Below are 25,392 nucleotides of genomic sequence, written 5' to 3'. Positions count from 1 at the left end.
AATGGGTGAAGAGATACACAGCAGCCAGTTCGATGCACAGGATTACGCCCGCTTCGAACAACGCCTGCAACAGGAAACCGCTCTGCTCCGAAACTGGTTGCAGGAAGGGAGGCTGGCAACGACCGAAGCGCAGGGCGGCTTCGAGCTCGAAGCCTGGCTGGTGGATGAACAATTGCAGCCGGCGCCGATTAACGAAGCGTTTCTCAAACGCCTGGATACCCCGCTGGCCTCGCCGGAGCTGGCCAGTTTTAATTTCGAGGTCAACAGTACCCCGCGTTATCTGGCCGGTGAAGTCTTCACCGCCATGCATACCGAGTTGACCGAAACCTGGCGCCATTGCTGGGATACTGCTGCGGCACTGGATGCGCGTGCCGTCATGATCGGGATTCTGCCGACGGTGGAGAATGAGTCCCTGACCCTGGCCAATATGTCCCGTATGCAACGTTACCGGGCTCTGAACCGGGAAGTGGTGCGCATGCGCCATGGCAAGCCTCTGGTCCTGGATATCAATGGCGAGGAGCATTTGCGAGTCACGCATCGTGATGTGATGCTCGAATCGGCCGCAACCTCCTTCCAGATACATCTGAAGCTGACACCGCAAAACGCGGTACCGTTATTTAACGCCAGTATCATTCTCGCCGGGCCAATGGTTGCCTTGAGTGCCAACTCGCCGTTCCTGTTCGGTAAAAGCCTGTGGGATGAAAGCCGCATTCCGGTCTTCGAGCAGGCGGTCGCTGTGGGGGGCTATGATGCAGCCCGCTTCGGTCCGATTCGCCGGGTGACCTTCGGCGACGGCTATGTCAAACAATCGCTGATGGAGTGTTTCGAAGATAATCTGGCCCATTATCCGGTCATGCTGCCGGTGGACCTGGGCGAGGCGCCCGAACAACTGGCTCATCTGCGCATGCACAACGGCACGATCTGGCGCTGGAATCGTCCGCTGATCGGTTTTGAGGAAGACGGGACGCCGCACCTGCGGGTGGAGCACCGGGTAGTGCCGGCGGGCCCGACCCTGGTCGATACCATCGCCAATGCCGCTTTTTATTATGGCGCGGTCACCGCGCTGGCGAATATGCCGATTCCTCCGCGCAGGCAACTGGCTTTCGATCGGGCACGGGACAATTTCTATGCCGCGGCCCGCCTCGGTCTGCGTGCCCGCCAACAATGGTTTGAGGACAAACAGCTGTCTGCCAGTGAACTGATTCAAAAAGTATTATTGCCCCTGGCCCGGGAGGGGCTCGCGCAGCTGGGGGTGTCCGAATCGGACAGTCGCCGGTATCTGGATGTTATCGCCCAACGGGTGGCGAGCGGCAAGAACGGCGCCCGCTGGCAACGCGATTATGTCAAACAACATGGCAAGGATATGCGTGCCCTCACCGCCGCCTATCTCGAACGTCAGCAACAGGGAGAACCGGTTCATGAATGGTCCCTCTGAACCCCACCTGACATATCTCGAGGCGATACCGCCGGGCCTGCTGGATTTACCCGCGCGACGACTGCATGAACAGTTAATCGGGCCGACACTGATCAGGTTATCGGGTGAGGATCCCCGCGCATTGTTTGTATCGGTGCTGTTACATGGTAACGAGACCACCAGCTGGGATGCCATGCGCGCCATCCTGAAAAAATATACTCGCCTGCCGCGCAGTGTGTATCTGTTCATTGGGAATGTTTCAGCCGCGGCGCAGGGACAGCGCCATCTCCCGCAACAAGTGGACTATAACCGGATCTGGCAAGCTGACGGCGAGAGCGCCGAGTATGCCATGGCGCGTGAGCTACTGGCCTGGTTACAACAGCAACCCTTGTTTGCCGCTCTCGACATACACAACAACACCGGGACCAACCCGCATTACGCCTGCGTTAATCGTCTGCAGGACGAATATCTGCATCTGGCAACACTGTTCAGTCGTACCGTCGTCTATTTTCTCAAGCCGGATACGGTACTTTCGATGGCAATGTCCTCGCTGTGTCCGGCGGTCACGATCGAATGTGGCAAACCCGATGATGCACGAGGCGTGGCGCATGTGATTGAGTTTGTCGAAGCGGTCCTGCATCTGTCAGCGTTTCCCGATCATGCGATAGCGCCGCAGGATGTGGATCTGTTTCATACGGTGGCAGTGGTCAAAGTACCGGAACAGTGTTCGGTCGCGGTGGGCGATGAGCGGGCTGATATCGATCTCAGTCCGGCTATCGATCACTATAACTTCAGCGAATTGCCGCCGGGCACCTGTTTCGGCCGCTTCCGGACGGATTGCGAGCGGGCCCTGCATGCCCGCGACGAACAGGGCAATGAAGTCAGCAGCCGTTATTTCGAACTGCGCGATGGTGGGATTTATACCCGGGTGCCGGTTATGCCCTCGATGCTGACCCTGGATGCCGAGATTATCCGCCAGGATTGTCTCTGTTATCTGATGGAGCGCCTGCCGTTACCCGGTGCTGACTGAAACCATGCCGCCGCTTTGGCTTGCCGCGGCACAGTAAATTGTTATAATCATTAAAGTTTTTATGCAAGGTTATTGATGACGATGAATTTCAGAGTGGCGACCGGTGCGCTGTTGTGGTTCCTTTCGGCGGGCCTGTCGGCCAGTACGCTGGACGAGGCGCAGTTGCTGTTGCAGACGGGACAGCCCGAACAGGCATTGATCCTGATTGACAAGCAGCTCAAAGACGCTCCCGACAACGGCGACGGGCTGTTTCTTCGGGCCCGCGCGCTGACCGCCCTGGCCCAGAAGGAGCGGGCGGAACGCGCCTACCGGCAATTGATCGAACACCATCCGCAACGCATCGAGGCCTACAACAATCTGGCCGCGTTACTGGTGGAGCAGGAACGCCTGACACAGGCCAGTCAGGTGCTGGAGCAGGCTTTGACTGACATCGATCCGGCCTATGCCGCGGTTTACCGTAATCTGCAGGCAGTGAATGTGGAAATTGCCCGGGCTTCCTATGGCAAGGCGTTGCGGGTGGATGTGCCCGAGCAGAATATTAGCCTGGCCACCCTGAGCCTGTCCGAGGTGCCGCGCCCGGCCCGGGCCCCCGCAGCGCCAGAGGCCGAAGTGGCTGAAACGGCCGCAGTTGTCGAGCCTTCGCCGGCCATCCCGTTGCCACCGAGCGAACCGGCTATCGAGCAGACCGTGCGCGACTGGGCCCGGGCCTGGTCTGCGCAGAACGTGGGGGACTACTTGTCATTTTATGCCAGGGATTTTCGCCCGGACGACGGCCTCACTCGTCAGGGCTGGGAACAACAGCGCCAGGTAAGATTGAGTCGCCCTGAATGGATTCGGGTTGAACTGGACAAACTGCGTATTGCCGAGCAATCCGGGCAACAGGCAGTGGTGAAATTTATCCAGAAATACCGTTCCGATACTTACGGTGACGTTACACATAAACAATTGATCCTCAGCCGGGAGAGTAATGGCTGGCGAATCAGCCGGGAAACTACACTTTGACAATATTTCGCCATGGCTTTTTAACCGGATTACTGCTCGGCGGTAGTCTGCTGCTAGCCGCCGCCGCGCAGGCGGAGCCGACACTGCTGGCGCATCTGGCCATGCGGGAAAACCCGGGCGCCCCTCTGAGCCTGGAGCGGCAGGTGGGCAAGGCCCTGTCTCATCTTGATGAACGACTGGCCGTTCATCCCGCCGATCATGAAGCCAGTCTGTTAAAAGGCTTGATCTATTTCCGCAGCGGTAACCTGGAGGCGGCACTACGGGAGCTTGATGCGTTGCGCCAACGGGCCCCCAATTTCCAGCTGGCGCATATGATCTATGCCGATTTGCGCATGATGAAATGGCATCCGGTCAGCGACATCGGCGATGCCAGTCTGTTTGCCAGTCTCAGCCCTGAGGCCCGTGATGTGCTGCAGGGTCTGCAGCAGGAAGCCGATTATCGCCTGGGCGTGCATCTCGACAAGGAGCGGCACGCCCGCATCCCGCGCCAGATCCTGACTCTGAGTGACAACGTCGGGCATGCCATCGTGGTGGACAAGTCACGCCACCGCTTGTTTCTGTTCGAACAACAGGGGAAAGCACAACCGCCCCGCCTGGTCCGGGATTACTATGTCAGTACCGGGCGCGAGCAGGGGAACAAGGTGGTGCGGGGCGATCTGCGTACCCCCGAAGGGGTTTACTTTGTTACCAACTGGATCCCGGATGAAGAGCTGCCCGAACGTTATGGCATCGGGGCGTTCCCGGTCAACTATCCCAACGAACTGGATCGCAAACAGGGCAAGACCGGTTACGGTATCTGGCTGCACGGCACCGAACGCGAATTCTACAGCCGTCCGCCGCTGGACAGTGAAGGCTGCGTGGTACTCTCCAACTACGATCTGGATGCAATCAAACACGAGATCAAACCCGGCGTCACCCCGGTGATTATTACCTCACGCATCGACTGGATTGACGAGCAGGCCTGGCGGAACGAACGTCGCGAAATTCTGCGGGCGCTGCAACAGTGGGAACAGGACTGGGAAAGCCTGGATACCGAACGTTATCTGTCACACTATGACGACAGTTTCTGGACCCGCTCACACGACATTCAAAGCTGGAAACGCCACAAACGCCAGGTCGCACAGTCCAAGACCTTCCAGGAGGTCAAACTCGATGACGTCTCCCTGTTCAGCTATCCCCGCGTGGAAAACCAGCAGGGCGACCTGGTTGTCGCACGATTGCATCAGACCTACCGCTCCAACAACTTCAACAGCGAAATGCAAAAACGCCTCTACCTCACCCGCCGCGACGGCCAGTGGCGCATCGTCTACGAAGGCCGCTGAAACTTTTCTACAATGGTTTTATATCAAGAAGTTTTTTAACGCAGAGGCGCAAAGGCGCAGAGAACGCAGAGGAAAAGAATTATTGGATGCATCTCTCTCCATTCGTCTCCCTGACCGATGATCGAAATACTGAAGACACCGAACGCGCTGAATCAATAGATTCAGTGAGTTCGGTGTCGTCGGTGGTCTTCTCTAATCAGTTCTTGAAATAACGAAGAGGCGCAGGGGCTGAAGAGACCTCATCATAAAATCTTTGCGTCCTCTGCGCCTCTGCGTTGATCTTTTCCGTATCTAATACCGCACGGTATACCAAAGCCGGCCGAGGAGTTCGTGCAGGGCTTTGCGGCTGTTTTCGAGGGCGCCGGCATCGGGGACGAACTGCAGCAGCAGAGGCCGGGCGCGGGTGCTATAGGCGGTGGGGGCGGGGGTGACGTCGAAGCCCTGTTCCTCGAAGGCGCTGACCGAGCGCGGCATGTGCCAGGCATGAGTAACCAGGGCAATGCGGTTGATGCCGGCGCGTTTGAGGTGAACCTGGCTGTAGCGGGCGTTTTCCCAGGTATTGCTCGAGGCACTTTCGACCCACTTCACCGGCGTATTGAATGCCTGTTCCAGGGTCTGGCGCATCAGTTCGGCTTCGGCGACCGGGCGAGCATAGGGATTGCCGCCGGTAACCAGGAGCGGCAGGTTGCTTTCGCGCTGCAGCCGGGCGCCATAGCGCAAGCGTTCCAGAGTATGTTTTGATACGGTATCCCGACCGTTGAATTCCGGGGCGTCGGCATAACGTCCGCCACCCAGGATCACAATGGCCTGGACACGTTGTTGCTTGAGTTTTGCCATGCTCAGTGGCGGGGTCTGTTCCAGCAGCGCCAGCAGGTTGCTGGAGACAATCGGCAAACTGGCGGCGATCAGAAGAACAAAGCCGCCGACGATCAGTATTTTGCCCGTGACAAACAAGCGCCCGATTACGAAAGAGCCGAGCAGCATCATCAGGATCATCAATCCCGGTGGCATCAGCAGGGATTCAATGAGTCGTATAAGCAGAATTTCCAAAACCGTGCCCCGTCGTTGTTATGTGGATTAGGGGAATACAACCGTTATTCTATTAAATCAGGTAATCGCTTCTCCGGCCGCCTGTTTATCCGCATGGTAGGATGAGCGCACCATGGGGCCACTGGCAACATTACTGAATCCCATTGCATAGCCAATGGATTCCAGTTGCTTGAATTCCTCCGGAGTGACATAGCGACTGACCGGCAAATGATATGGTCCCGGTTGCAGATATTGTCCCAGGGTCAGCATATCGCAGTCATGCTCACGCAGGTCCTGCATCACCTGTTGCACTTCCTCCAGGTCTTCTCCCAGCCCCAGCATCAACCCGGATTTGGTCGGCAGCCCCGGATGTTGCTGTTTGAATTGCTGCAGCAGTTTCAGGGACCAGGCGTAATCAGCACCGGGACGGGCCTGTTTGTACAGGCGGGGCACGGTCTCCAGGTTATGATTGAAAACATCGGGCAGCGCCCTGGCCAGCTCGTGCAGCGCTTTTTCCATGCGACCGCGAAAATCGGGCACCAGGACCTCGATGCGGGTACCAGGACTCTGTTGACGCACTGCGGCAATGCAGCGTGCGAAATGGGCGCTGCCGCCGTCGCGCAGATCGTCGCGATCCACGGAGGTGATCACCACATAGCGTAATTGCATGGCGCCAATGGTGACGGCCAGGTTATGCGGTTCCTGTTCGTCGAGCGGATCGGGACGACCATGGGCGACATCACAAAACGGACAACGCCGGGTACAGACATCGCCCATGATCATGAAGGTTGCCGTTCCGTGGGCAAAACATTCGCCCAGATTGGGGCAGGCCGCCTCTTCGCAAACCGTATACAGGTTGTGTTCGCGCAGCAGTTGTTTCAGTCGACCCACTTCCGGCGAGTTGGGCGAGCGGGCGCGAATCCAGTGCGGCTTGGGTAACGGTTTGTCCGCGGGTACCACCTTGATCGGAATGCGGTCAGTTTTGGATTTACCCTTGAGAGGGTTAGCAGGGCTGGGGGGGGTGTCCTGCGAATTGGTATCGGACGGGTGACTCATGGGGTTATTCCGGCGGCTGTTCCCGGTCATTGTAGCCCAGATTGGCCAGTAAATGGACAACGAATCGAGCGCGGATCGAAGCCAGACTGTCGCTGATACCCAGATCGCGCATCCGGGTCACGGCCATGCCCGCGTATCCGCAGGGGTTGATGCGAGCAAACGGCGAGAGATCCATGTCGATATTCAGGGCCAGACCGTGATACGTACAGCCCTGCTTGACGCGCAGGCCCAGCGCCGCGATCTTGGCGTCTTCGACATACACGCCGGGCGCATCGCGGCGGCCATGTGCCTCGATTTGATATTCGGCAAGCAGATCGATGACGGTCTGTTCCAGTGCGGTAACAAACTCGCGTATTCCCATTTCCAGCCGTTTCAGATCCGCCAGGGTATACACCATCAGCTGACCCGGTCCGTGGTAAGTGACCTGACCGCCCCGATCGATGGGGATGACCCGAATATCACCCGGATCGAGCAGGTGTTCAGGTTTCGCGTTGCGCCCCAGAGTAAAGACCGGCGGGTGTTGCAGCAGCCACAGTTCATCCGGAGTATCAGGCCGGCGCTGCTGCGTGAACGCCTGCATCTCGTGCCAGATCGGCTCATATTCGCACAGGCCCCGCTGGCGAATCCGCAGGCGCTTATTGAATGACGGTTGATTCACGGCTAGAGGGTCATCAGAACCGCATCGCTGGCGTTAAGTTCCAGATATATACGATCCAGTTGCGCCTTGCTGGTGGCGGTTACCGTGACGGTCAGGGAGACATAATTACCCTGACGGCTATCGCGGCGAGTGATGTCCTGCTCGCGCAGTTCCGGCGCATGTTTGCTCACCAGTTCCATAACCAGTGACTGCAGATCCACATCACTTCGCCCCATGACCTTGATGGGGAACTTGCAGGGAAATTCCAGAAACGTTTCTTCCTGACTCATGGTCTTACCCGCTTGCTTGTGTGCGATGACTTCACTAAAAATACTGAAGAGAAGAACGTCCGGTGCATATTCAGTGACTTTTATGTATCCGGTGGTTTAGCCAAACCTCAATATGAAACGCGGTTCGGCGAGATAACAGCAGGATAATTTCAGGCAGACCGGCGCAGTTCATCCTTGTAGTCCTGGTAGATGGTATACAGTGTTTGCCATACCGGGCCGGGCAGGCCGTCGCCGACCGGATGGCCGTCGAGGCGGGTGACCGGCAGAATCTCCCGGGTGGAACTGGTGACCCATATCTCCCCGGCCCGCGACAGTTCTTCACGGCTGATATCCCGTTGCTGGCAGGGGACGCCGTGCTGGTCCGCCAGTTCCACCACCAGATCGCGGGTGATGCCTGGCAGCAGGCATTCGCCCTTGGGCGGGGTCAGCAAGATACCATCAAGCACGATAAATACGTTACTGGCGGCGCCCTCTGTTACCTTGTTGTCCTTGATCAGAATTGCCTCGGCGGCGTCGGCATCCAGGGCTTGCTGGCGCAACAGAATATTGGGAAGCAGGGCAATGCTCTTGATATGGCAGTATTGCCAGCGGATATCTTCCAGGGTGATGGCGGCGACGCCCTCTTCCAGTAGTCTGGTATCCACCGGTTTGAACGGATTACTCATGACAAACACGGTGGGCTCGGTAGTGGCGGGAAAACCGTGATCGCGTTTGGCTACCCCGCGGGTGACCTGCAGGTACAGGGACTGATCGCCGTCACCGTTATGCTCAATGATCTGTTGCAGGATCTGCGTCCAGTTCGCCTCATCGAGGGGATTGGACAGATACACACCGTTGAGGCTGTTATTAAGCCGCTGCAGGTGATGATCCAGGCGAAACGGTTTGCCGGCATAGACGGGGATAACTTCATAAACCCCATCCCCGAAAATGAAACCGCGATCCAGTACCGGAACACAGGCTTTATCCAGGGGCAGATAATTGCCGTTCAGATAACAGATGGATTCTGGCATGCTCATCTGGCGCCCGCTTATTTGAACATCAGCTTGATGTTATCCACCAGCTTGCGCCATAGGCTGCCTTCATTGACATCGCGCAATGCAACCAGTGGTTTGCTCGCCAGTTCTTCCTCACCAAGCATGATATTGACGGTGCCGTATTCCTGCCCCTCTTTCGCCGGCGCCATGATCATAGGGTCCACTTTCATGTGTGCCTTGACATTGCGACGTTGACCTCGCGGAATGGTCACATGCAGAGGAGCTTCCAGCCCAAGCGGAACTACCTCTTGCTCGCCTTTCCAGATACGCATTTCGGTTAACGGTTCATTGGCGTCATGTAACTGGAACGTTTCGTAAAAACGAAAACCGTAGTTGAGCAGTTTGCGACTTGCGTTATCACGCTGACTTTCGCTGTCGGTACCCATCACCACGGCAATCAGGCGCATTTCATCATGGATGGCCGAGGAGACCAGGCAATATCCGGCTGATTCAGTATGACCGGTTTTGATTCCGTCGACGCGGTCGTCCAGCCATAACAACCGGTTGCGGTTTGACTGTTTGATCCCGTTATGCGTAAAACGCCGTTCGGCGAACATGGCATATTCCTTCGGGAAGTCATCTATCATTGCGCGCGAAAGCCTGACCAGATCCCTGGCGGTCGTATAATGATTTTCGTCCGGCCAGCCGGTGCTGTTGGTAAAATGCGTATTGTCCATACCCAGTGCCTGTGCATGGCGGTTCATCAGGGTCACAAAGCTCTCTTCACTGCCAGCGATATGTTCCGCCAGGGCGATACTGGCATCGTTGCCGGACTGCACGATAATCCCGCGCAGCAGGTCTTCCACGCTGACCTGGGAGTTGTATTCGACAAACATGCGTGAACCGTCGGTATGCTTGTAGCGGGCGTTTTTACTGATGCGAACCTTGTCATCCAGGTTAATACTGCTATTGCGCAGGGCGTGAAACGCCACGTAGCTGGTCATGATTTTGGTGATACTGGCTGGCTCAACCCGGGCGTCGGGTTCATGCTCGACCAGCACCCGCCCGCTGTCGTGATCAATCAGCAACCAGGAGGACCCGGGCAATTGCGGCGGCGCGGGAACCAGGTCCGGGGCGGCGTTCAGAGCGGGGCTGAGCAAAGCAGCCAGCAGGGCGATGACGGGGATCACAAAGCGCATGTTGTTCCTCTATGGCAGGGATTGATTCCGGGCCATTTTACCGGCTGGCGCGCGCGAAACCCAGCCATCTGTCGCAAAATGGCCGGTTTATCCGGGCAGGGGGATGGTGTCAGTCGATGATCAGGCGGGGCTCGCCCAGACCGTTGAGAATGATTCGCTCGATTAACCGGTCAGCCTCTTCGCGGCTGGCCAGGGGCCCGATACGCACCCGGTAGAGACGGGTATCATCATGAAAGGCGGCAGCCACATTCAGATTATTGAATTGCCGACCAAGTCGGCTACGCAGTTGCTCGGCGTTATTGCGGCTGGAAAACGCGCCGACCTGGATAAAGATTGCGCTGTTCAGGGACGTGCTGGCTGAGTCGTGCTGGTTTGTGATGGCGGGTTTATCCGGCACCTGGTGCCCCATGCGGGCGGCGATATAACGCGAGGAAGCGCCCTGACGTTTGACCTGCACCGGGCGTGCCGGCTGGCGGGGTTCGAGCGCTTTTACCTGTACCGGGGCAGTGCCCTTGCCGGACATCCCCAGTTTTTTAGCCGCCGCATAGGATAGATCGATGATGCGTCCGGGGTGAAACGGGCCGCGATCATTCACTTTCACAATAATCTTTTTGCCGTTTTCCAGGTTGGTGACCTCGGCGTAGGTCGGCAGCGGCAGGGATTTGTGGGCCGCGGTCATGGCATACATGTCGTAGGTTTCGCCACTGGAGGTGCGATGGCCGTGGAATTTTTTGCCATACCAGGAGGCATGCCCGCGCTCCACATAACCCTGACTGCTGGTCTTGACGTAATAACGTTTGCCGTTGACTACGTAGGAGTCGGGATTGCCGTAACGGCTGCGGGGTTCCGCGCGCGGGACGGCATCAGGTATGCGCGAGGCATCAAAATCATCGTCCGGCGCACTGTCATGCTGCATGGCGTAACGCGAATTGCTGCCACCGGCACAGGCCGCCAGCAGGCCGGCGGTGCAGAGGATGAGAACGGCGTGCTTCACAGACGCTCCCCTGAGTCAGGCTAGTTATTACGGGCGGCGGCGATCAATTCGCTCAGCTGGTACACCGCCATGGAATACAGCGCACTATGATTATAGCGGCTGATCACATAAAAGTTATGCCAGGTGACCCAGTATTCCGGGCCGTTTCCGGTTTCCAGTTCAAGCAGGTTGCCTTTCAGATCGCGCGGAATATCCCGCGGCAGAATTACCCCGTTGTCCAGCAGTTCCTGCTGGGTATAGCGCGCTCGCAAGTCGTTATCCAGCAACTGGCGATATTTTTTGCCATGTACCTTGACCTTGTGGGCCACCGGCTGACCGGGCTTCCAGCGGTGTCTGTGAAAATAATTGGCGACACTGCCGATGACATCGTCGGGGTTGCTCCACAGGTCCCGCTTGCCGTCGCCGTCAAAGTCGATGGCATAGCTGCGGAAGCTGCTGGAGATAAATTGCGGCATGCCCATGGCTCCGGCGTAGGAACCTTTTTGCTTCAGCGGGTCCAGATCTTCCTCGCGCGTCATCAACAGGTATTGTTCAAGCTCCTTGCGAAAGAAGCTGCTACGCGGCGGATAGGCAAAGGCCAGGGTGGCCAGTGCATCAAGCACGAGATAACGTCCGGCATGTTGGCCGTAGCGGGTTTCGACGCCGATGATGGCGGTGATGATTTGCGGCGGGACGCCGAATTTTTCATCTGCCCGTTGCAGAGCTTCATGATGTTCGCGCCAGAAGCGTACCCCGCCGCTGGTGCGATCCCGGGTGACGAATATGGGACGGTAATCATGCCAGGGTTTGCTTTCCGCCGGACGGGAAATGGCATCGAGAATACTTTGATGCAGGCGAGTGCTATCAAACATCCGGCGCAGCCGGTCGGTCTCGAAATTGTGCTTCTGATTCATCTCCTGGATGAATGTCTGCAACTGCTCATTGTTGGAAAACTCCTGCGCGGGAGACGTGACACTCAGGAAAAAGCCCAGTAATAACACGGTAAAACGAACGGTTTTCATTACAGCCTACTGCACTCTGTCAGGTTGATATAAGACGCCGATGCGTCTGGATAGACATAAGAATACCGAAACCGGCCATCAGGGTCACTATTGATGTGCCTCCATAGCTAATTAATGGCAGCGGCACCCCGACAACCGGCATCAGCCCGGAAACCATGCCAATATTGACCAGGACATAAATAAAGAATGTCAGGGTAATACTCCCGGCCAGCAGACGACTGTAGATGTCCTGCGCCTGGGCGGCGATCATAAGGCCGCGGGCAATCAGCACACCATAGAAGAACAGCAGCAGCAGAAAGCCCAGCAGGCCGAATTCCTCGCTGTAGACCGCGAAAATAAAGTCGGTAGAGCGCTCCGGCAGAAAATCCAGGTGCGCCTGCGTGCCATTGAGCCAGCCCTTGCCATGGATGCCACCCGAGCCGATAGCAATGGTGGATTGGATGATATGGTAGCCTGAGCCCAGCGGTTCTAGTTCCGGGTTCAGGAAGGTCAATACCCTTTGACGTTGATAATCGTGCAGCAGGTAATTCCAGATCAGCGGCGTGCTGGCGGTCAGGGCGATCAGGGCGCCGACAATGAAACGCCAGCGCAGACCGGCAAGAAACAGTACAAAAAAACCGGCACTGGCCATCAGCAGGGCTGTGCCCAGATCGGGCTGGCGGGCGACCAACAGCGTGGGCACCATTAATAACAGTATAGCTACCAGCAAACGTTTTGGTGATGGTGGAATTGCCGCAATACACAGATACCAGGCGAGCATCATCGGCACGGCAAGTTTCATGATCTCCGAAGGCTGGAAGCGGAACAGGCCAAAATCCAGCCAGCGCTGGGCACCGCCACCGCTCTGCCCAAAGGCGAGTACAGCCAGCAGCAGTATCAGACCGAGCCCGTATAACCAGGGCGACCAGTGGCGAATAGTATCCGGCTGCAGCTGCGCAATGCCTATCATGATGATGAAGCCGATCAGCAGCCGCAGGGCATGGCGTATCAGCAGATCAGTTCCGCGATCCGAAGCGCTGTAAAGAACAAAGCCACCGATCACCGCCAGGACCAGCAGGGCAAGTAATAACGGCAGGTCCAGATGCAGACGTTGCAATAACTGACGGCCGGCACTGAGCCGGGTTTCGTTGGCGAACTGATGGCTGTCAGTCAGGCTCATGTGGTTGATCCTGGTTGAGTAGATAGTGATCCATAATCCGGCGGGCAATCGGGGCGGCCGAAGAGCTGCCACTGCCACCATTCTCCACGATCACCGCGACCACGATACGCGGGTCTCTCACTGGCGCAAAGCTGATAAACAGTCCATGGTCACGCAGGTGTTTAACGATATCTTCCTCGACATACTCTTCATCCTGGGCGATACCGAAGACCTGAGAGGTACCGGTCTTGCCGGCGGCCTCATATTGCATGCCGTAGCCGATAAGTCGAGCGGTACCGCTGCGCCCGTGGATGACTTCGCGCATGGCCTTGATTACGGTTTGCCAATGATCTTGTTCAATATCCTGGATCGGTTCCCGCGGCTGGCTGTCCTGAACGTTGAATTCATTGGTAGAGGCATCCTGAATTGCGTACAGCATGCGGGGTGTCTGGCGCTGGCCGCGCTGACTCAGGGTAGCGGTAATACTGGCCAGTTGCAGAGGGGTGGTCAGCATAAAACCCTGCCCGATACCGGTAATCAGGGTTTCGCCATGGAACCAGGGCTGATTACGGGTGCGGCGCTTCCATTCCCGGGAAGGCAACAGCCCGGGCATCTCGCCACGAATATCGATTCCGGTTCGTTTACCCAGGCCAAAACGCGCCAGGTACTTGTGGATGTTATCGATGCCCAGTTCAAAAGACAATTCGTAAAAGTAGACATCACAGGATTCGGTAATGGCCTTGGACAGGTCGGTTTTGCCGTGACCTTCTTCTTTCCAATCACGGTAACGCCGTTCATCGTTTTTCAGCTTGTACCAGCCCCGGCAATTCATCTCATGCTCGGGTCTCAGTGCCTCCGTTTCCAGACTGGCCAGACCGAGAAACGGCTTGAGTGTCGAGCCGGGAGGATACTGGCCACGTAACGCGCGGTTGAACAGCGGGCGATCTATGGAGGAAGTCAGGACTCGATAGCTGGCCGAATCGATACCGTTCACAAACAGGTTGGGATCATAGGTGGGCAGGCTGGCGAGGGCCAGTACCGCGCCGTTGTTGGGATCCATCGCAATCAGTGCGCCGTTTTCCTCTTTGAAGCTTTGCTCGGCGATTTCCTGCAAGCGGGCGTCCAGGTTCAGGTAAAGATTCTTGCCTGGTTTGGGCAGGGTACGTTCCAGTACACGCAGAATACGTCCCTGGGCGTTGGTTTCCACGCGCTGATAACCCACCTCGCCATGTAACTGCTCTTCATAAAAACGCTCTACACCTACTTTGCCAATGTGCGTGGTGGCGCTGTAATTGGCTGTATTGATATCGTCCAGCTCATTGATACGTCCGACGTAACCAATGGCGTGTGAGGCCAGCTTGCCCAGCGGGTAATGGCGTGCCAGCTCGGCCTTGATCTCGATCCCAGGCAGACGATACTGATCGACCGAGATGCGCGCGACCTCTTCATCCGTCAGGCGAAAACGTAACGGGATTCCCTCGAAACGACGTTTTTGCCGTCGGTAACGATGAAAGCGCTCGATGTCGGCATCGGTTAACTGAATCAGGTTCTGCAAGCGCGCCAGGGTCGCATCCAGATCGGGAATATGTTCCGGTACCAGCGTCAGAGTGAAGCTGGGCTGGTTCTGGGCCAGCACGATCCCGTTGCGATCGTAGATCAGACCCCGCGTCGGGGGAATGGGCAGCAGATTGACCCGGTTGTTTTCCGAGAGTGTGGAAAAATGAATCTGGTTGATGACCTGAAGGTGAAACATCCGACTAATCAGAATCACCGTTAATATCACGACTGCGACACTGGCAACCAGCAAGCGCCGATTAAACAGAGTAGTTTCAGTCAGGTTATCCTTCAGAGCGGGACGGGCGTTACGCGGCATCGGTTCGTTCAGCTGATTTGATAATGGCGTCGAATCTGTCGCATAAGCAGAAAGACCGGCGGCCAGAAGATCCCGGTGCTGATGGCAGGCAACAGCATTTTCCAGAATGAGGGAAGCTCGCCGGTCAGTCCCTTGATCCAGAACACCAGAATATATTGCAGAATAACCAGCATACTGATTACCAGGGCCTGCTGCCATACCGGGAAGACCCGCAGACGTTGATGCATGTAGATGACGATAAAGGCGATCAGCGCCAGGGTAATAGCGTACTGGCCCAGCAGTGCGTCACGCACGACGTCGAGCAACAGACCCATGATCCAGGCAATACCGACGCCGATGCGTTCGGGCAGAGCCATAACCCAGTACACCACCACCAGAATCACCCACTCCGGCCGGGCCAGTTCCAGGGTGTCAGGCAATGGCATAATCGTTAGCGCCAGGGCTGCGATAAAGCTGACCAGGATCATACCGCCACCACCCTGTCTGTCCCGTCTCATTGTTCATCTCTCCGTTTATGGACTTCGCAGGGGTTTTCCATTGGTGGCAGGTTAGCCAGCGCCGGCCAGACCAGCAATACCTCGCGACTGCGTTGCAGGCGGGCAACCGGTTCAGCAACGATTTCGGCAAACGGCAGGCGGGGGTTAGTTGTCACTTCAGTGACTGTGGCAACCGGGTAACCGGCCGGATAGACACAACCCAGACCGGAACTGACCAGTAGATCGCCCTCTTGTATATCGGCGTTGTTGGGCAGGTGTAACAATTCCACGGTTCCTTCACCACTGCCGACGGCCACGGCACGCAGCCCGTTGCGATTGACCTGCACCGGCACCGCGTGGTTGGGGTCGGTGATCAGCAATGCGGTACTGGAGAAGGGGGTCACATGTGTCAGTTTCCCCATCACCCCGTGGGCATCGACGACCGGCTGGCCAATATACAGTTCGTCGTGAGTACTGCCCTTGTTGATGACCACCTGTTTTCTATAGGGATCGAGATCCACCGCCAGCAGTTCGGCAATGAGGATACGTTCACCGGCACGTTTGGAGGATTGCAACAGTTCGCGCAGATGGACATTCTCCGACTCGATAAAGGTGAGTTTCTGCAATTGGGACTTGAGCAGCCGATTCTGGGTGCGCAGCTCTTCGTTTTCCGTAAGCAGGGTATTGCGGGTGACAAAAGTTTGTGATGCCCAGTCCACAAAATCGGCGGGCAGATTAACCGCGTATTGCAAGGGATAGACCACCACGGACAGCCCGGAGCGCAAGGTGTTAATATAACTGGTGCGATGATCCACCGTCATCAGGGTCACTGAGATCAGGATCAGCAATAGCAACCGGATCGTGGTTGACGGACCTTGTACGAATAAAAGTTTAACGGTCAGGCTCCCCGACGGACTACAGGATACAGGAACAGGTTACCGGATTTTGCCCGGCAGAATGAATCGACCGGGCGGCCTGACCGGGAATGACCGGTCGCAGGCCGGAATAGTTATTCGACAGTAAACAGATCGCCACCGTGCTCGTCGATCATCTCCAGTGCCCGGCCACCACCGCGTGCTACGCAGGTCAGCGGATCCTCGGCAATGATTACCGGCAGGCCGGTTTCTTCCATCAGCAGTCGATCCAGATCGTTCAGCAGGGCGCCGCCACCGGTAAGCACCATACCGCGTTCGGCGATGTCCGAGGCCAGTTCCGGTGGCGTCTGCTCCAGTGCGGTCTTGACCGCACTGACAATTCCCGACAGGGGTTCCTGCAGGGATTCGAGAATTTCATTACTGTTGAGCGTAAAGCTGCGCGGGACCCCTTCGGCCAGGTTGCGGCCGCGTACTTCCAGTTCCCGGACTTCGTGGCCGGGATAAGCCGTGCCGATATCCTGTTTGATGCGCTCAGCAGTGGACTCACCGATCAGACTGCCGTAGTTGCGGCGTACGTAGTTAATGATCGCCTCGTCGAAACGATCGCCACCGATGCGGACCGACGCGGAATAGACGATCCCGCTCAGGGAAATCACGGCCACTTCAGTGGTGCCGCCGCCGATATCCACGACCATCGAGCCGCTGGCATCGGAGATGGGCATACCGGCCCCGATGGCAGCGGCCATCGGTTCTTCAATCAGATAGACATCGCGGGCGCCGGCACCGGCAGCCGATTCGCGAATCGCCCGGCGTTCCACCTGGGTGGAACCGCAGGGCACACAGATCAGCACTCGTGGACTGGGGCGGAAAAAGCGCGCCTCGTGCACCTTGCGGATAAAATGCTGGAGCATTTTCTCGGTGACGGTAAAATCGGCGATGACGCCGTCTTTCATCGGACGTACCGCAACGATATTGCCCGGCGTTCGGCCCAGCATCCGCTTGGCTTCGGTCCCGACAGCGGCAATCGACTTGGGGCCGCCCGGTCCACGCTCCTGACGAATCGCCACAACCGAGGGCTCATTGAGTACAATACCCTGACCGCGGACATAAATAAGGGTGTTGGCAGTACCCAGATCGATGGAAATATCGTTGGAGAAAAGTCCCCGTAAACTGTCAAACATGTTTGTAATCTTTATAGGTGATGAGATACGTCAGTATAAACGGGTAATGTAATCAAATAGAAGGGCTTTGGGCAAGGAATCATCTGTGGTAACGTTGCCAATTTGCCTAGCCCATCACAACCGGCCCCGGTGCCGGGATAGTCTTGTATTTTCTGGACAATTGCTGGATTACCGAGGAAACCATGTCACTGGATAAATCTGATGTCGAGAAGATTGCGCATCTGGCCCGGCTGGCCATCGACGAGGCCGATAGTCCCGGCTACGCTGACAACCTCTCAAACATTCTGGAGATGGTCGAACAGATGAATGCGGCGGACACCGCCGGGGTTACGCCTATGGCGCATCCCCTGGATGCCGTCCAGCCCCTGCGCGAGGATCGGGTGACTGAAGCAGATCAGCGGGAACGGTTTCAATCCCAGGCACCCGGGGTTGAGGATGGCCTGTACCTGGTCCCCCGGGTGGTCGAGTAACCGGTCTCCCTGCGGCCTATTCCTGAACTATCAAAGACTGACTCACACGAGAAGACAGCATGCACGACAAAACGCTTGCGCAACAGGTCCGCGATCTGGAACAGGGTACCTGTTCGAGTGAAGAACTGACCCGCCACTATCTGGATCGCATCAGCGCGCTGGATCCGCAACTCAACAGTTACATTACTGTTGCGGCGGATTCGGCACTGGCCCGGGCCCGCGCAGCGGATGCGCTGCGCGCTGCCGGCGAGGCCGGTCCATTGACCGGTATCCCACTGGCGCATAAGGATATTTTCTGCACGGACGGCATCAAAACCAGCTGCGGTTCGAAAATGCTGGATAACTTTATCGCCCCTTACGATGCCACTGTGGTGACCCGCCTGAACGAGGCGGGGATGATCACTCTGGGCAAGACCAATATGGATGAATTCGCCATGGGGTCGTCCAACGAAACCAGTTTTTACGGACCGGTCAAAAACCCCTGGGATATCGCTACTGTGCCCGGTGGCTCATCCGGCGGATCGGCGGCAGCCGTGGCGGCCCGCCTGGCCCCGGCGGCCACCGGCACCGATACCGGCGGCTCGATTCGCCAGCCGGCGGCGCTATGCGGGATCACCGGGCTCAAACCCACCTACGGGCGGGTTTCCCGTTACGGCATGATTGCCTTCGCCTCCAGTCTGGATCAGGCCGGGCCGCTGACCCAAACGGCCGAGGATGCCGCGCTGTTGCTCAATGCGATGGCGGGGCATGATCCGCGCGACTCCACCAGCCTGGAGCGGCCGGTGCCCGACTACCGTGCAGAACTGAACGCGGATCTGAAGGGACTGAAAATTGGCCTGATCAGGGAACATTTCGATCCCGGCCTGGATGCGGGCATCGCCGACGCGGTAGACGCGGCGCTGGCAGAATACAAAAAACTGGGCGCCGAGGTGGTGGAGATCAGCCTGCCCAACACCCACCTGTCGGTACCGGCCTATTACGTGGTGGCCCCGGCCGAATGTTCCTCCAACCTGTCGCGTTTCGACGGGGTACGTTTCGGCTATCGCTGTGAGAATCCGAAGGATCTGGAAGATCACTACAAGCGCAGCCGCGGCGAGGCCTTCGGCCCCGAGGTCAAGCGGCGCATCATGGTCGGCACCTACGCCCTCTCGGCCGGCTACTACGACGCTTATTATATTAAGGCGCAGCAGGCGCGGCGGCTGATCCGCGATGATTTTGTGCGGGCCTTCGAATCGGTGGATGTGATCATGGGTCCCACTGCCCCGGGTCCGGCCTTCAAACTGGGCGAGAAAGCCGGTGATCCGATCACTATGTACCTGTCGGACATCTATACCATCGCTGCTAACCTGGCCGGCCTGCCCGCCATGTCGGTGCCGGCCGGATTTGTTAACAATCTGCCGGTTGGATTGCAGATCATCGGCAACTACTTCGACGAAGCGCGCCTGCTCAACGTCGCGCACCGTTACCAGCAGGTTACCGACTGGCACCAGCGAATCCCGGAGGGATTCGAGTGACGAGTTACGAGGGACGAGTGACGAGGGTTGGTCCCGTTCCCGGACTCGTGAATTCGTTATTAGTGATGATTATGTTGAAATATGTGGACAGTGACAGGTATGGCTTTATTTCCTCGTCCCTCGTCCCTCGTACCTCGGAACTGACATGATGGAATGGGAAACAGTCATCGGGCTTGAGATTCATACCCAGCTGGCGACGCAGAGCAAGATATTCTCCGGCGCCCCGACCGCCTATGGCGCGCCGCCCAACAGCCAGGCCTGCGCGGTGGATCTGGGGCTGCCTGGTGTGTTGCCGGTATTGAATAAAGAAGTGGTCAACATGGCCATCAAGTTCGGCCTGGCTGTCGAGGCCCGGATTGCGTCACGCTCGGTGTTCGAGCGCAAGAACTACTTCTATCCGGATCTGCCCAAGGGTTATCAGATCAGTCAGAACCAACTGCCGATTGTCGGGCAAGGCAAACTCACGATTCGTCTGGAGGATGGCAGTGAAAAGATCATTGGTGTCACCCGCGCGCATCTGGAAGAAGATGCCGGCAAGTCCCTGCATGAGGACTACCACGGCATGACCGGGATTGATCTTAATCGCGCCGGGACCCCGTTGCTGGAGATCGTCTCCGAGCCGGATATGCGCTCCGCCGAAGAAGCGGTCGCCTACATGAAGAAGATCCATGCCCTGGTGCGCTACCTGGGCATCAGTGACGGTAACATGCAGGAAGGCTCCTTCCGCTGCGATGCCAATGTCTCCGTGCGACCCCGGGGCCAGGAAGAGTTCGGTACCCGCACGGAACTGAAGAACATCAACTCATTCCGGTTTGTGGAGCGCGCGATCAAATTTGAAGTCGAACGGCAGATCGATGTGCTGGAAGCCGGCGGGGTGATCGTCCAGGAAACCCGCCTGTACGATGCCGATAAAGACGAAACCCGGTCCATGCGCTCCAAGGAAGAGGCGATGGACTATCGTTATTTCCCTGATCCCGATCTGCTGCCGGTGGAAATTACCCGGGAACACATCGAGACGATTCGCGCCGATATGCCGGAACTGCCTGAGGCGAAAAAGAATCGCTTTATCAGCGACTATGGTCTCAAGATCGACGATGCGGTGATCCTGACTGCAAGCCGTGAGTTGGCCGATTTTTATGAAAGCGTAGTCAGCGCCTGTGGTGAAGCCAAATTGTCCGCCAACTGGGTAATCGGTGAGCTGTCCGGCTATCTGAATAGGGAAGATATGAGCATCACCGACAGCCCGATCAGTGCCGGGATGTTGGCCGGGATGATCAAACGCATCAAGGACAACACCATCTCGGGCAAGCTCGCCAAGGATGTGTTTGACGCCATGTGGAACGGCGAGGGCGACGCCGATTCCATTATCGATAAGAAAGGTCTCAAACAGATCACCGACACGGGCGAACTGGAGGCGATTGTTGAGAAAGTGATCGCCGACAATCCCGGGCAGGTGGAACAGTACCGTGCCGGTAAGGAAAAAGTGCTGGGCTTCTTCGTCGGCCAATGCATGAAGGCGACCGGTGGCAAGGGTAATCCGGCGCAGTTGAACCAGATGTTGAAAGACAAGCTCAGTCAATGAGCAGTCTTAATCTGTCACCGGTCAAGATAACGGCCGGAGTCTGATCATGAGCGATATTCTGCAACGTTTCCTGTTCGAAAATCTGGCGATTCGCGGCGATCTGGTGCAGCTGGACGCCACCTGGAAAGCGCTGCAGGAAAAACATACCTATCCCGATCCGGTACTGCATCTTCTGGGCGAAGTAATGACCGCGTCAGTGTTACTTTCCGCTACGCTCAAACATGAAAGTCGTCTGACCATGCAGATCCAGGGCAATGGACCGGTTCCTTTCATGGTGGTGGAATGTACGCACGATCGTAATGTGCGCGGCATGGCCCATTATGCCGGGGATATCCAGCCTGGTTCTTTGCCGGAACTGGTCGGCGATGGCCGTCTGGCCATTACCCTCGAGCCGGCCAATAGCGCGGAACGCTATCAGAGTATCGTGGAACTTACGGGCAACAACCTGGCCGAGGCGATCGATGACTATCTGTCCCGCTCCGAGCAACTCGATACTCGTATCTGGCTTGCGGTCAGTAATCAACGTACCGCCGGCCTGTTGATCCAGAAGCTACCAGCCAACCGGACTAGCGCAGAGCAGGAAGGGTGGAACCGCGTCGAACATCTCTCCGCGACTATTACCGATAAGGAACTGCTGGCTCTTACGGCGCCGCAGATTATTCATCGCCTCTATCACGAGGAAGATATACGGGTATTTGAATCAGAGCCGATCTGTTTCCGCTGTCCCTGCAGCAAGGATCGGGTGGCCAATATGTTGCGTCAGCTGGGACTCAATGAAGTCAGGGCGATACTCGATGAAGAGGAACACATTGATGTGACTTGCGAGTTTTGCAATCAGCAATACTATTTCGATGCCGTAGATGCTGAACACCTGTTCGCGACCGAAGTGACTTACCGGACACCCGATACCCGCCACTGAACCGGCGAAGCGGCTATTGCGCTGCGTTACGAAAAGAAAGTAAGGCGGGATTTCTCTTTAAACGGTTGCGCCGCACACCGGGCATTCGCTGTCCTGTTTCAGGGTGAGGGTGCGCCACTCCATATGCAGGGCATCCAGCAATAACAGCTTGCCATCCAGTGTAGAGCCGATGTTAAGCAGGATCTTGATGACCTCAAGCGCCTGCACACTGCCGATAATCCCGACCACCGGTGCAAGAACCCCGTTTTCACTGCAGGAGGTATCCGGCTCACCTTCGTCACGATACAAACAGCGATAACAGGGACTGCCGGGTTTGTTCAAAAAGACACTCACCTGGCCTTCCATGCGAATTGCCGCGCCGGAAACCAGGGGCGTACCGGTCTCGACACAGATCCGGTTGAGCGCAAAGCGAATCTCGAAATTATCTGTCGCATCCACGACAATATCCATGTTGCGGGCGGTTTCGCGCAGTTCATGATCAGAGAGTTTGTGATCCAGTGTGGTAATTTGCAGTTGCGGATTAAGCTGCATCAGGGTTTCGGCTGCCGAGGCAATCTTGGGGCGGCCGATATCTTTGTGGCGATGTAGAATCTGACGCTGCAGATTGGAGAGATCCACCCGGTCGTGGTCCACCAGCACCAGCTGTCCGATACCGGCAGCGGCCAGATACATCGCTACCGGCGAACCCAGCCCGCCCAGGCCAATAATCAAGACTCTCGAAGACAGCAGTTTTTCCTGCCCGGCGACATCGACCTGGGGCAGCATGATCTGGCGGCTGTAACGCAGCAGTTGTTCGTCGTTCATAATCGGTCAGGTCTATGCGTTGTCGAATAGCGAAAGAATACGCCAAACAATCATAGTTGAACAGGCAAATGAAAGTTGGCAGTCGGCAGTCAGAAATCGGGAGTTTGAAGTTTTTCTAGCCCCCGGTAACTAAATAAGTGTTCCGAATTCCAGATCATTTTGTTCAAAAGATTGCTTCGCTTAGCTCGCAATGACCAAAAATAGAGAGGTCATTGCGAGGAACAACGTGACGAAGCAATCTCTCTGTACTGGTATTCGGAACACCTATTTAGCAGCTAGCCCCTAGATCTTATAGATAGTTACGCCAGTGCGAAGGGCGCGGATCGCGACAGCCATGCGTGCGATTGCGATAGTGCTTGATGAATATCTCGCGAGTGGTTTTATCCTGACAGATCGGGCAGCCCAGATTGGCCCGCTCGGTCTCTTCGGTATAGTAATGCAGTGCCCGTTTGAGTTTGATCAGCAAGGCGTTGTCCAGATGAAAACCGGTCAGGGAGAGTGTGGTCTCGATTTCTGCCAGGGTAATCTGGCGCAGGTCGTAACGGACCCTCAGACGGTTATCGGTCGGGGCCTCGACATGCTGGATACCATCCACGTCATTGAGCAACAGGGCCGCCGAACGCGCCGGATTGGGCTCGGGGTGCAGAGAATGAAAAATAATATCGCGTTGCTTGATCACAGCAGGCCTGCTGGTCTGTTCACACGTCTTTTATCCTAAACCGATTGCAGGAGGGGTCAATAGCTTCCGTGCAGATAAGCATTTACTGATTTAGCCGGTGGTTCGGTGGCCGACAGCCACTCGCGGATTCCCGCCGTAGTCAATGAAATCAGTCACTTCGTCATAACCGGCTTCCCGTAACAGGCGTTGCACTGCTTGACCCTGATCATAGCCGTGTTCCAGTATTAACCAGCCGCCCGGTATCAGACGGGTACTTGCCTGATGGATTATCTGACGAATGGCCTCCAGGCCATCAGTACCGGCGGTCAGGGCACTGCGCGGCTCAAAGCGGACATCACCCCGTGACAGGTGAGGATTGGCCTGGCAGATGTAGGGCGGGTTGGAGACGATCATTTCGAAGCGTTGCGAGGACGCAATAGCGCTTAGCCAGTCGGACTGAGCAAACTGTACATTGTTCAACTGGTGACGTGCCGCATTGGCCCGGGCCACCTCGAGGGCTTCGGTAGATTGTTCCGTCGCAATCACCTGGCAATCGGGACGTTCGGCAGCCAGTGCCAGGGCAATGGCACCGCTGCCGGTGCCCAGATCGGCAATCCACCAGGCGGCATCCACTGGGATGCGTTCCAGTGCCAGTTCCACCAGTCGCTCGGTATCGGGCCGGGGAATTAATGTTGCAGGCGATACCGTTAGTCGCAATGACCAGAAGTCCTGTTCCCCCAGAATATGCGCGATAGGTTCACCGGCAAGCCGGCGTTGCAACAGGGTTTCAAAGGTTTGTTGTTGTGTTGCCTCGACCGTTTTCTCCGGCCAGGTATGCAACCAGGTACGGGACTGTTGCAGCACATGGCCCAGCAACAGCTCGCTGTCCAGACGCGCCGAATCAGACACTGCCCGCAGGCGTCGTCGGGCTGTACCCAGCAGTTCGCTGACGCTTACCGGCATGATGGGAAAGTCAGTTGATACATGAACGGGATTATACCTGAATCGGATTTGTGGATATTCATGAACCACGGGGTCTTGTCTTTTGCTTACTGAAAGGCAAAAGGCAAGGCCCTGATTTCCGAGCAGTTTGGCAACATCCGGTTGATGGAACGCATCGATGACGACTATCACCGATGTTCGTCGCAAAGATCCCGGGTACCGGCCTGCTCACTGGTATCCAGTGCCTGTTGCAAACAGGCCTGGCAAACCCGTTCGGCAAGTACCGTTTGGTCATCCCTGGTTCTGAATCACGCTGATGAGTTCGGTTAATTGTTCGATACTGGCCGTGGGCCGGCTCTCCCAGGGATCGAATGCTATGTGGGGGTCGCGTCGCACCCAGACGGTCGGCATGTTGATAGCCGTGGCACCGAGAATATCAAACGGGTTGGCCGAGACCAGCCAGCAATTTTCGGCACATGTTCCCACGCGGGACAGGCAATGTTGATAGACCGCCGGGTCCGGCTTGTAGCTGTGGATTTCATCCACGCTGATTATATCGGTAAAAAAATCCCGAATGCCGGCCTGCTGCAGTAAGCCATCTACATCCCTGGTTATTCCGTTGGAAAAGGCGACCATTTGTATGTCATTCCTGCGCAGTGACTTGAGTCCGGGCTCGACATCGGCAAAGGCTGGCAAGCGGGCATAGTGTTGTAGCAGATGCTGTTTGTCCGCCTCACTCAGTTGTGTGCCAAACAGGGTGTCGCAGTAATCCAGCGCCTGTCGGGTACAGACTGAAAAATCGACATACTGACGCATCAATCCGCGGCGAAAGGTGTATTCCAGTTGTTTGTCACGCCAGCGACGGGAAAATTCGCTGGCCTGTTCGCCGATCAGCTTTTCCAGCTCCAGCGCGATGCCGTGGGGGGCGATCAGGGTACCGTAAATATCAAAGGCGAGTACGTGGCTCATGGTATTGGTATCGATCAAAATGAACTACAAGCATAGCACCCGC

25 protein-coding genes are annotated in these 25,392 nt (G+C 56.8%); 8 read left to right on the top strand and 17 right to left on the bottom strand.

Annotated features, from left to right (window positions below; genetic code table 11):
- Nucleotide 1 precedes the first annotated feature (1 nt).
- The 4 genes from R6U90_RS01385 to R6U90_RS01370 all read left to right on the top strand — a co-directional run bounded on the left by R6U90_RS01385 (nt 2) and on the right by R6U90_RS01370 (nt 4,768).
- Nucleotides 2-1,435, top strand: coding sequence for a glutamate-cysteine ligase family protein (locus R6U90_RS01385; protein WP_410350862.1), 1,434 nt, complete (start codon nt 2-4; stop codon nt 1,433-1,435).
- Nucleotides 1,419-2,444 (top strand): M14 family metallopeptidase, encoded by a 1,026-nt coding sequence (locus R6U90_RS01380; RefSeq protein WP_410350861.1) that lies wholly within the window; start codon nt 1,419-1,421, stop codon nt 2,442-2,444. Before R6U90_RS01385 ends, R6U90_RS01380 begins: the two co-directional genes overlap by 17 nt.
- Before the next feature lie 75 nt (nt 2,445-2,519).
- The gene (locus R6U90_RS01375; protein WP_410350860.1) at nt 2,520-3,446 is read left to right on the top strand and encodes a tetratricopeptide repeat protein; all 927 of its coding nucleotides are present in this window, start codon (nt 2,520-2,522) and stop codon (nt 3,444-3,446) included.
- On the top strand, nt 3,443-4,768 hold the full coding sequence (locus R6U90_RS01370) for a L,D-transpeptidase family protein (RefSeq protein ID WP_410350859.1): 1,326 nt from the start codon (nt 3,443-3,445) through the stop codon (nt 4,766-4,768). Before R6U90_RS01375 ends, R6U90_RS01370 begins: the two co-directional genes overlap by 4 nt.
- Before the next feature lie 291 nt (nt 4,769-5,059).
- On the opposite strand, the gene R6U90_RS01365 is transcribed toward R6U90_RS01370, so the two are convergent.
- The 13 genes from R6U90_RS01365 to R6U90_RS01305 form a co-directional block, all read right to left on the bottom strand.
- Complete coding sequence (locus tag R6U90_RS01365; RefSeq protein WP_410350858.1) at nt 5,060-5,818, bottom strand: YdcF family protein; 759 nt, start codon at nt 5,816-5,818, stop codon at nt 5,060-5,062.
- A gap of 57 nt (nt 5,819-5,875) precedes the next feature.
- Complete coding sequence (gene lipA, locus R6U90_RS01360; protein ID WP_410350857.1) at nt 5,876-6,853, bottom strand: lipoyl synthase; 978 nt, start codon at nt 6,851-6,853, stop codon at nt 5,876-5,878.
- Nucleotides 6,854-6,857: 4 nt separating this feature from the next.
- Entirely contained in the window at nt 6,858-7,511 is a 654-nt protein-coding gene (gene lipB / locus R6U90_RS01355; protein WP_410350856.1) for a lipoyl(octanoyl) transferase LipB, read from the bottom strand.
- 2 nt (nt 7,512-7,513) lie between these two features.
- Nucleotides 7,514-7,780: a YbeD family protein gene (locus tag R6U90_RS01350; RefSeq protein WP_410350855.1), complete on the bottom strand. Its 267-nt coding sequence runs from the start codon at nt 7,778-7,780 to the stop codon at nt 7,514-7,516.
- Nucleotides 7,781-7,929: 149 nt separating this feature from the next.
- Nucleotides 7,930-8,790: a D-amino acid aminotransferase gene (locus tag R6U90_RS01345; RefSeq protein WP_410350854.1), complete on the bottom strand. Its 861-nt coding sequence runs from the start codon at nt 8,788-8,790 to the stop codon at nt 7,930-7,932.
- A gap of 17 nt (nt 8,791-8,807) precedes the next feature.
- Entirely contained in the window at nt 8,808-9,953 is a 1,146-nt protein-coding gene (locus R6U90_RS01340; protein ID WP_410350853.1) for a D-alanyl-D-alanine carboxypeptidase family protein, read from the bottom strand.
- A gap of 109 nt (nt 9,954-10,062) precedes the next feature.
- Nucleotides 10,063-10,947: a septal ring lytic transglycosylase RlpA family protein gene (locus tag R6U90_RS01335; RefSeq protein WP_410350852.1), complete on the bottom strand. Its 885-nt coding sequence runs from the start codon at nt 10,945-10,947 to the stop codon at nt 10,063-10,065.
- 20 nt (nt 10,948-10,967) lie between these two features.
- On the bottom strand, nt 10,968-11,948 hold the full coding sequence (gene mltB, locus R6U90_RS01330) for a lytic murein transglycosylase B (protein ID WP_410350851.1): 981 nt from the start codon (nt 11,946-11,948) through the stop codon (nt 10,968-10,970).
- A gap of 19 nt (nt 11,949-11,967) precedes the next feature.
- On the bottom strand, nt 11,968-13,107 hold the full coding sequence (rodA, locus tag R6U90_RS01325; protein WP_410350850.1) for a rod shape-determining protein RodA: 1,140 nt from the start codon (nt 13,105-13,107) through the stop codon (nt 11,968-11,970).
- Nucleotides 13,094-14,959, bottom strand: a complete 1,866-nt coding sequence (mrdA, locus tag R6U90_RS01320) for a penicillin-binding protein 2 (protein ID WP_410350849.1) — start codon at nt 14,957-14,959, stop codon at nt 13,094-13,096. The genes rodA and mrdA overlap by 14 nt, the downstream gene beginning before the upstream one ends.
- A gap of 8 nt (nt 14,960-14,967) precedes the next feature.
- Nucleotides 14,968-15,456: a rod shape-determining protein MreD gene (gene mreD / locus R6U90_RS01315; RefSeq protein WP_410350848.1), complete on the bottom strand. Its 489-nt coding sequence runs from the start codon at nt 15,454-15,456 to the stop codon at nt 14,968-14,970.
- The gene (mreC, locus tag R6U90_RS01310) at nt 15,453-16,337 is read right to left on the bottom strand and encodes a rod shape-determining protein MreC (protein ID WP_410350926.1); all 885 of its coding nucleotides are present in this window, start codon (nt 16,335-16,337) and stop codon (nt 15,453-15,455) included. Before mreC ends, mreD begins: the two co-directional genes overlap by 4 nt.
- A 107-nt stretch (nt 16,338-16,444) precedes the next feature.
- On the bottom strand, nt 16,445-17,491 hold the full coding sequence (locus tag R6U90_RS01305; RefSeq protein WP_410350847.1) for a rod shape-determining protein: 1,047 nt from the start codon (nt 17,489-17,491) through the stop codon (nt 16,445-16,447).
- A gap of 182 nt (nt 17,492-17,673) precedes the next feature.
- Between R6U90_RS01305 and gatC the strand changes: the two genes are divergently transcribed.
- The 4 genes from gatC to hslO all read left to right on the top strand — a co-directional run bounded on the left by gatC (nt 17,674) and on the right by hslO (nt 21,976).
- Nucleotides 17,674-17,961, top strand: a complete 288-nt coding sequence (gene gatC / locus R6U90_RS01300) for an Asp-tRNA(Asn)/Glu-tRNA(Gln) amidotransferase subunit GatC (protein ID WP_410350846.1) — start codon at nt 17,674-17,676, stop codon at nt 17,959-17,961.
- Between the two features lie 59 nt (nt 17,962-18,020).
- Entirely contained in the window at nt 18,021-19,475 is a 1,455-nt protein-coding gene (gatA, locus tag R6U90_RS01295; RefSeq protein ID WP_410350845.1) for an Asp-tRNA(Asn)/Glu-tRNA(Gln) amidotransferase subunit GatA, read from the top strand.
- A gap of 148 nt (nt 19,476-19,623) precedes the next feature.
- Nucleotides 19,624-21,057, top strand: coding sequence for an Asp-tRNA(Asn)/Glu-tRNA(Gln) amidotransferase subunit GatB (gene gatB, locus R6U90_RS01290; RefSeq protein WP_410350925.1), 1,434 nt, complete (start codon nt 19,624-19,626; stop codon nt 21,055-21,057).
- 46 nt (nt 21,058-21,103) lie between these two features.
- Nucleotides 21,104-21,976, top strand: a complete 873-nt coding sequence (gene hslO, locus R6U90_RS01285) for an Hsp33 family molecular chaperone HslO (RefSeq protein ID WP_410350844.1) — start codon at nt 21,104-21,106, stop codon at nt 21,974-21,976.
- Between the two features lie 57 nt (nt 21,977-22,033).
- Here the strand turns inward: hslO and R6U90_RS01280 are convergent, their stop codons facing one another.
- The 4 genes from R6U90_RS01280 to R6U90_RS01265 all read right to left on the bottom strand — a co-directional run bounded on the left by R6U90_RS01280 (nt 22,034) and on the right by R6U90_RS01265 (nt 25,349).
- Nucleotides 22,034-22,780: a HesA/MoeB/ThiF family protein gene (locus R6U90_RS01280; RefSeq protein ID WP_410350843.1), complete on the bottom strand. Its 747-nt coding sequence runs from the start codon at nt 22,778-22,780 to the stop codon at nt 22,034-22,036.
- Nucleotides 22,781-23,069: 289 nt separating this feature from the next.
- The gene (locus tag R6U90_RS01275) at nt 23,070-23,459 is read right to left on the bottom strand and encodes a hypothetical protein (RefSeq protein ID WP_410350842.1); all 390 of its coding nucleotides are present in this window, start codon (nt 23,457-23,459) and stop codon (nt 23,070-23,072) included.
- Nucleotides 23,460-23,549: 90 nt separating this feature from the next.
- Nucleotides 23,550-24,401: a peptide chain release factor N(5)-glutamine methyltransferase gene (prmC, locus tag R6U90_RS01270; protein WP_410350841.1), complete on the bottom strand. Its 852-nt coding sequence runs from the start codon at nt 24,399-24,401 to the stop codon at nt 23,550-23,552.
- A 270-nt stretch (nt 24,402-24,671) separates the two neighbouring features.
- A complete protein-coding gene (locus R6U90_RS01265) occupies nt 24,672-25,349 on the bottom strand; it encodes a haloacid dehalogenase type II (protein ID WP_410350840.1) in 678 nt (225 codons plus the stop codon).
- Between the last annotated feature and the right edge of the window lie 43 nt (nt 25,350-25,392).

It is taken from the genome of Thiohalophilus sp. (genome assembly GCF_046483665.1).
Classification (GTDB): Bacteria; Pseudomonadota; Gammaproteobacteria; order UBA6429; family Thiohalophilaceae; genus Thiohalophilus.
This window is presented reverse-complemented; position numbering and strand designations above follow the sequence as displayed.

Bases quoted from the DNA above. Each gene is read 5' to 3' on its own strand.
- R6U90_RS01385 (WP_410350862.1), top strand. From the start codon at position 2: ATGGGTGAAGAGATACACAGCAGCCAGTTCGATGCACAGGATTACGCC.
- R6U90_RS01380 (WP_410350861.1), top strand. From the start codon at position 1,419: ATGAATGGTCCCTCTGAACCCCACCTGACATATCTCGAGGCGATACCG.
- R6U90_RS01375 (WP_410350860.1), top strand. From the start codon at position 2,520: ATGACGATGAATTTCAGAGTGGCGACCGGTGCGCTGTTGTGGTTCCTT.
- lipA (WP_410350857.1), bottom strand. From the start codon at position 6,853: ATGAGTCACCCGTCCGATACCAATTCGCAGGACACCCCCCCCAGCCCT.
- R6U90_RS01350 (WP_410350855.1), bottom strand. From the start codon at position 7,780: ATGAGTCAGGAAGAAACGTTTCTGGAATTTCCCTGCAAGTTCCCCATC.
- R6U90_RS01345 (WP_410350854.1), bottom strand. From the start codon at position 8,790: ATGCCAGAATCCATCTGTTATCTGAACGGCAATTATCTGCCCCTGGAT.
- R6U90_RS01340 (WP_410350853.1), bottom strand. From the start codon at position 9,953: ATGCGCTTTGTGATCCCCGTCATCGCCCTGCTGGCTGCTTTGCTCAGC.
- mltB (WP_410350851.1), bottom strand. From the start codon at position 11,948: ATGAAAACCGTTCGTTTTACCGTGTTATTACTGGGCTTTTTCCTGAGT.
- rodA (WP_410350850.1), bottom strand. From the start codon at position 13,107: ATGAGCCTGACTGACAGCCATCAGTTCGCCAACGAAACCCGGCTCAGT.
- mrdA (WP_410350849.1), bottom strand. From the start codon at position 14,959: ATGCCGCGTAACGCCCGTCCCGCTCTGAAGGATAACCTGACTGAAACT.
- mreD (WP_410350848.1), bottom strand. From the start codon at position 15,456: ATGAGACGGGACAGACAGGGTGGTGGCGGTATGATCCTGGTCAGCTTT.
- R6U90_RS01305 (WP_410350847.1), bottom strand. From the start codon at position 17,491: ATGTTTGACAGTTTACGGGGACTTTTCTCCAACGATATTTCCATCGAT.
- gatC (WP_410350846.1), top strand. From the start codon at position 17,674: ATGTCACTGGATAAATCTGATGTCGAGAAGATTGCGCATCTGGCCCGG.
- gatA (WP_410350845.1), top strand. From the start codon at position 18,021: ATGCACGACAAAACGCTTGCGCAACAGGTCCGCGATCTGGAACAGGGT.
- gatB (WP_410350925.1), top strand. From the start codon at position 19,624: ATGGAATGGGAAACAGTCATCGGGCTTGAGATTCATACCCAGCTGGCG.
- hslO (WP_410350844.1), top strand. From the start codon at position 21,104: ATGAGCGATATTCTGCAACGTTTCCTGTTCGAAAATCTGGCGATTCGC.
- R6U90_RS01280 (WP_410350843.1), bottom strand. From the start codon at position 22,780: ATGAACGACGAACAACTGCTGCGTTACAGCCGCCAGATCATGCTGCCC.
- prmC (WP_410350841.1), bottom strand. From the start codon at position 24,401: ATGCCGGTAAGCGTCAGCGAACTGCTGGGTACAGCCCGACGACGCCTG.
- R6U90_RS01265 (WP_410350840.1), bottom strand. From the start codon at position 25,349: ATGAGCCACGTACTCGCCTTTGATATTTACGGTACCCTGATCGCCCCC.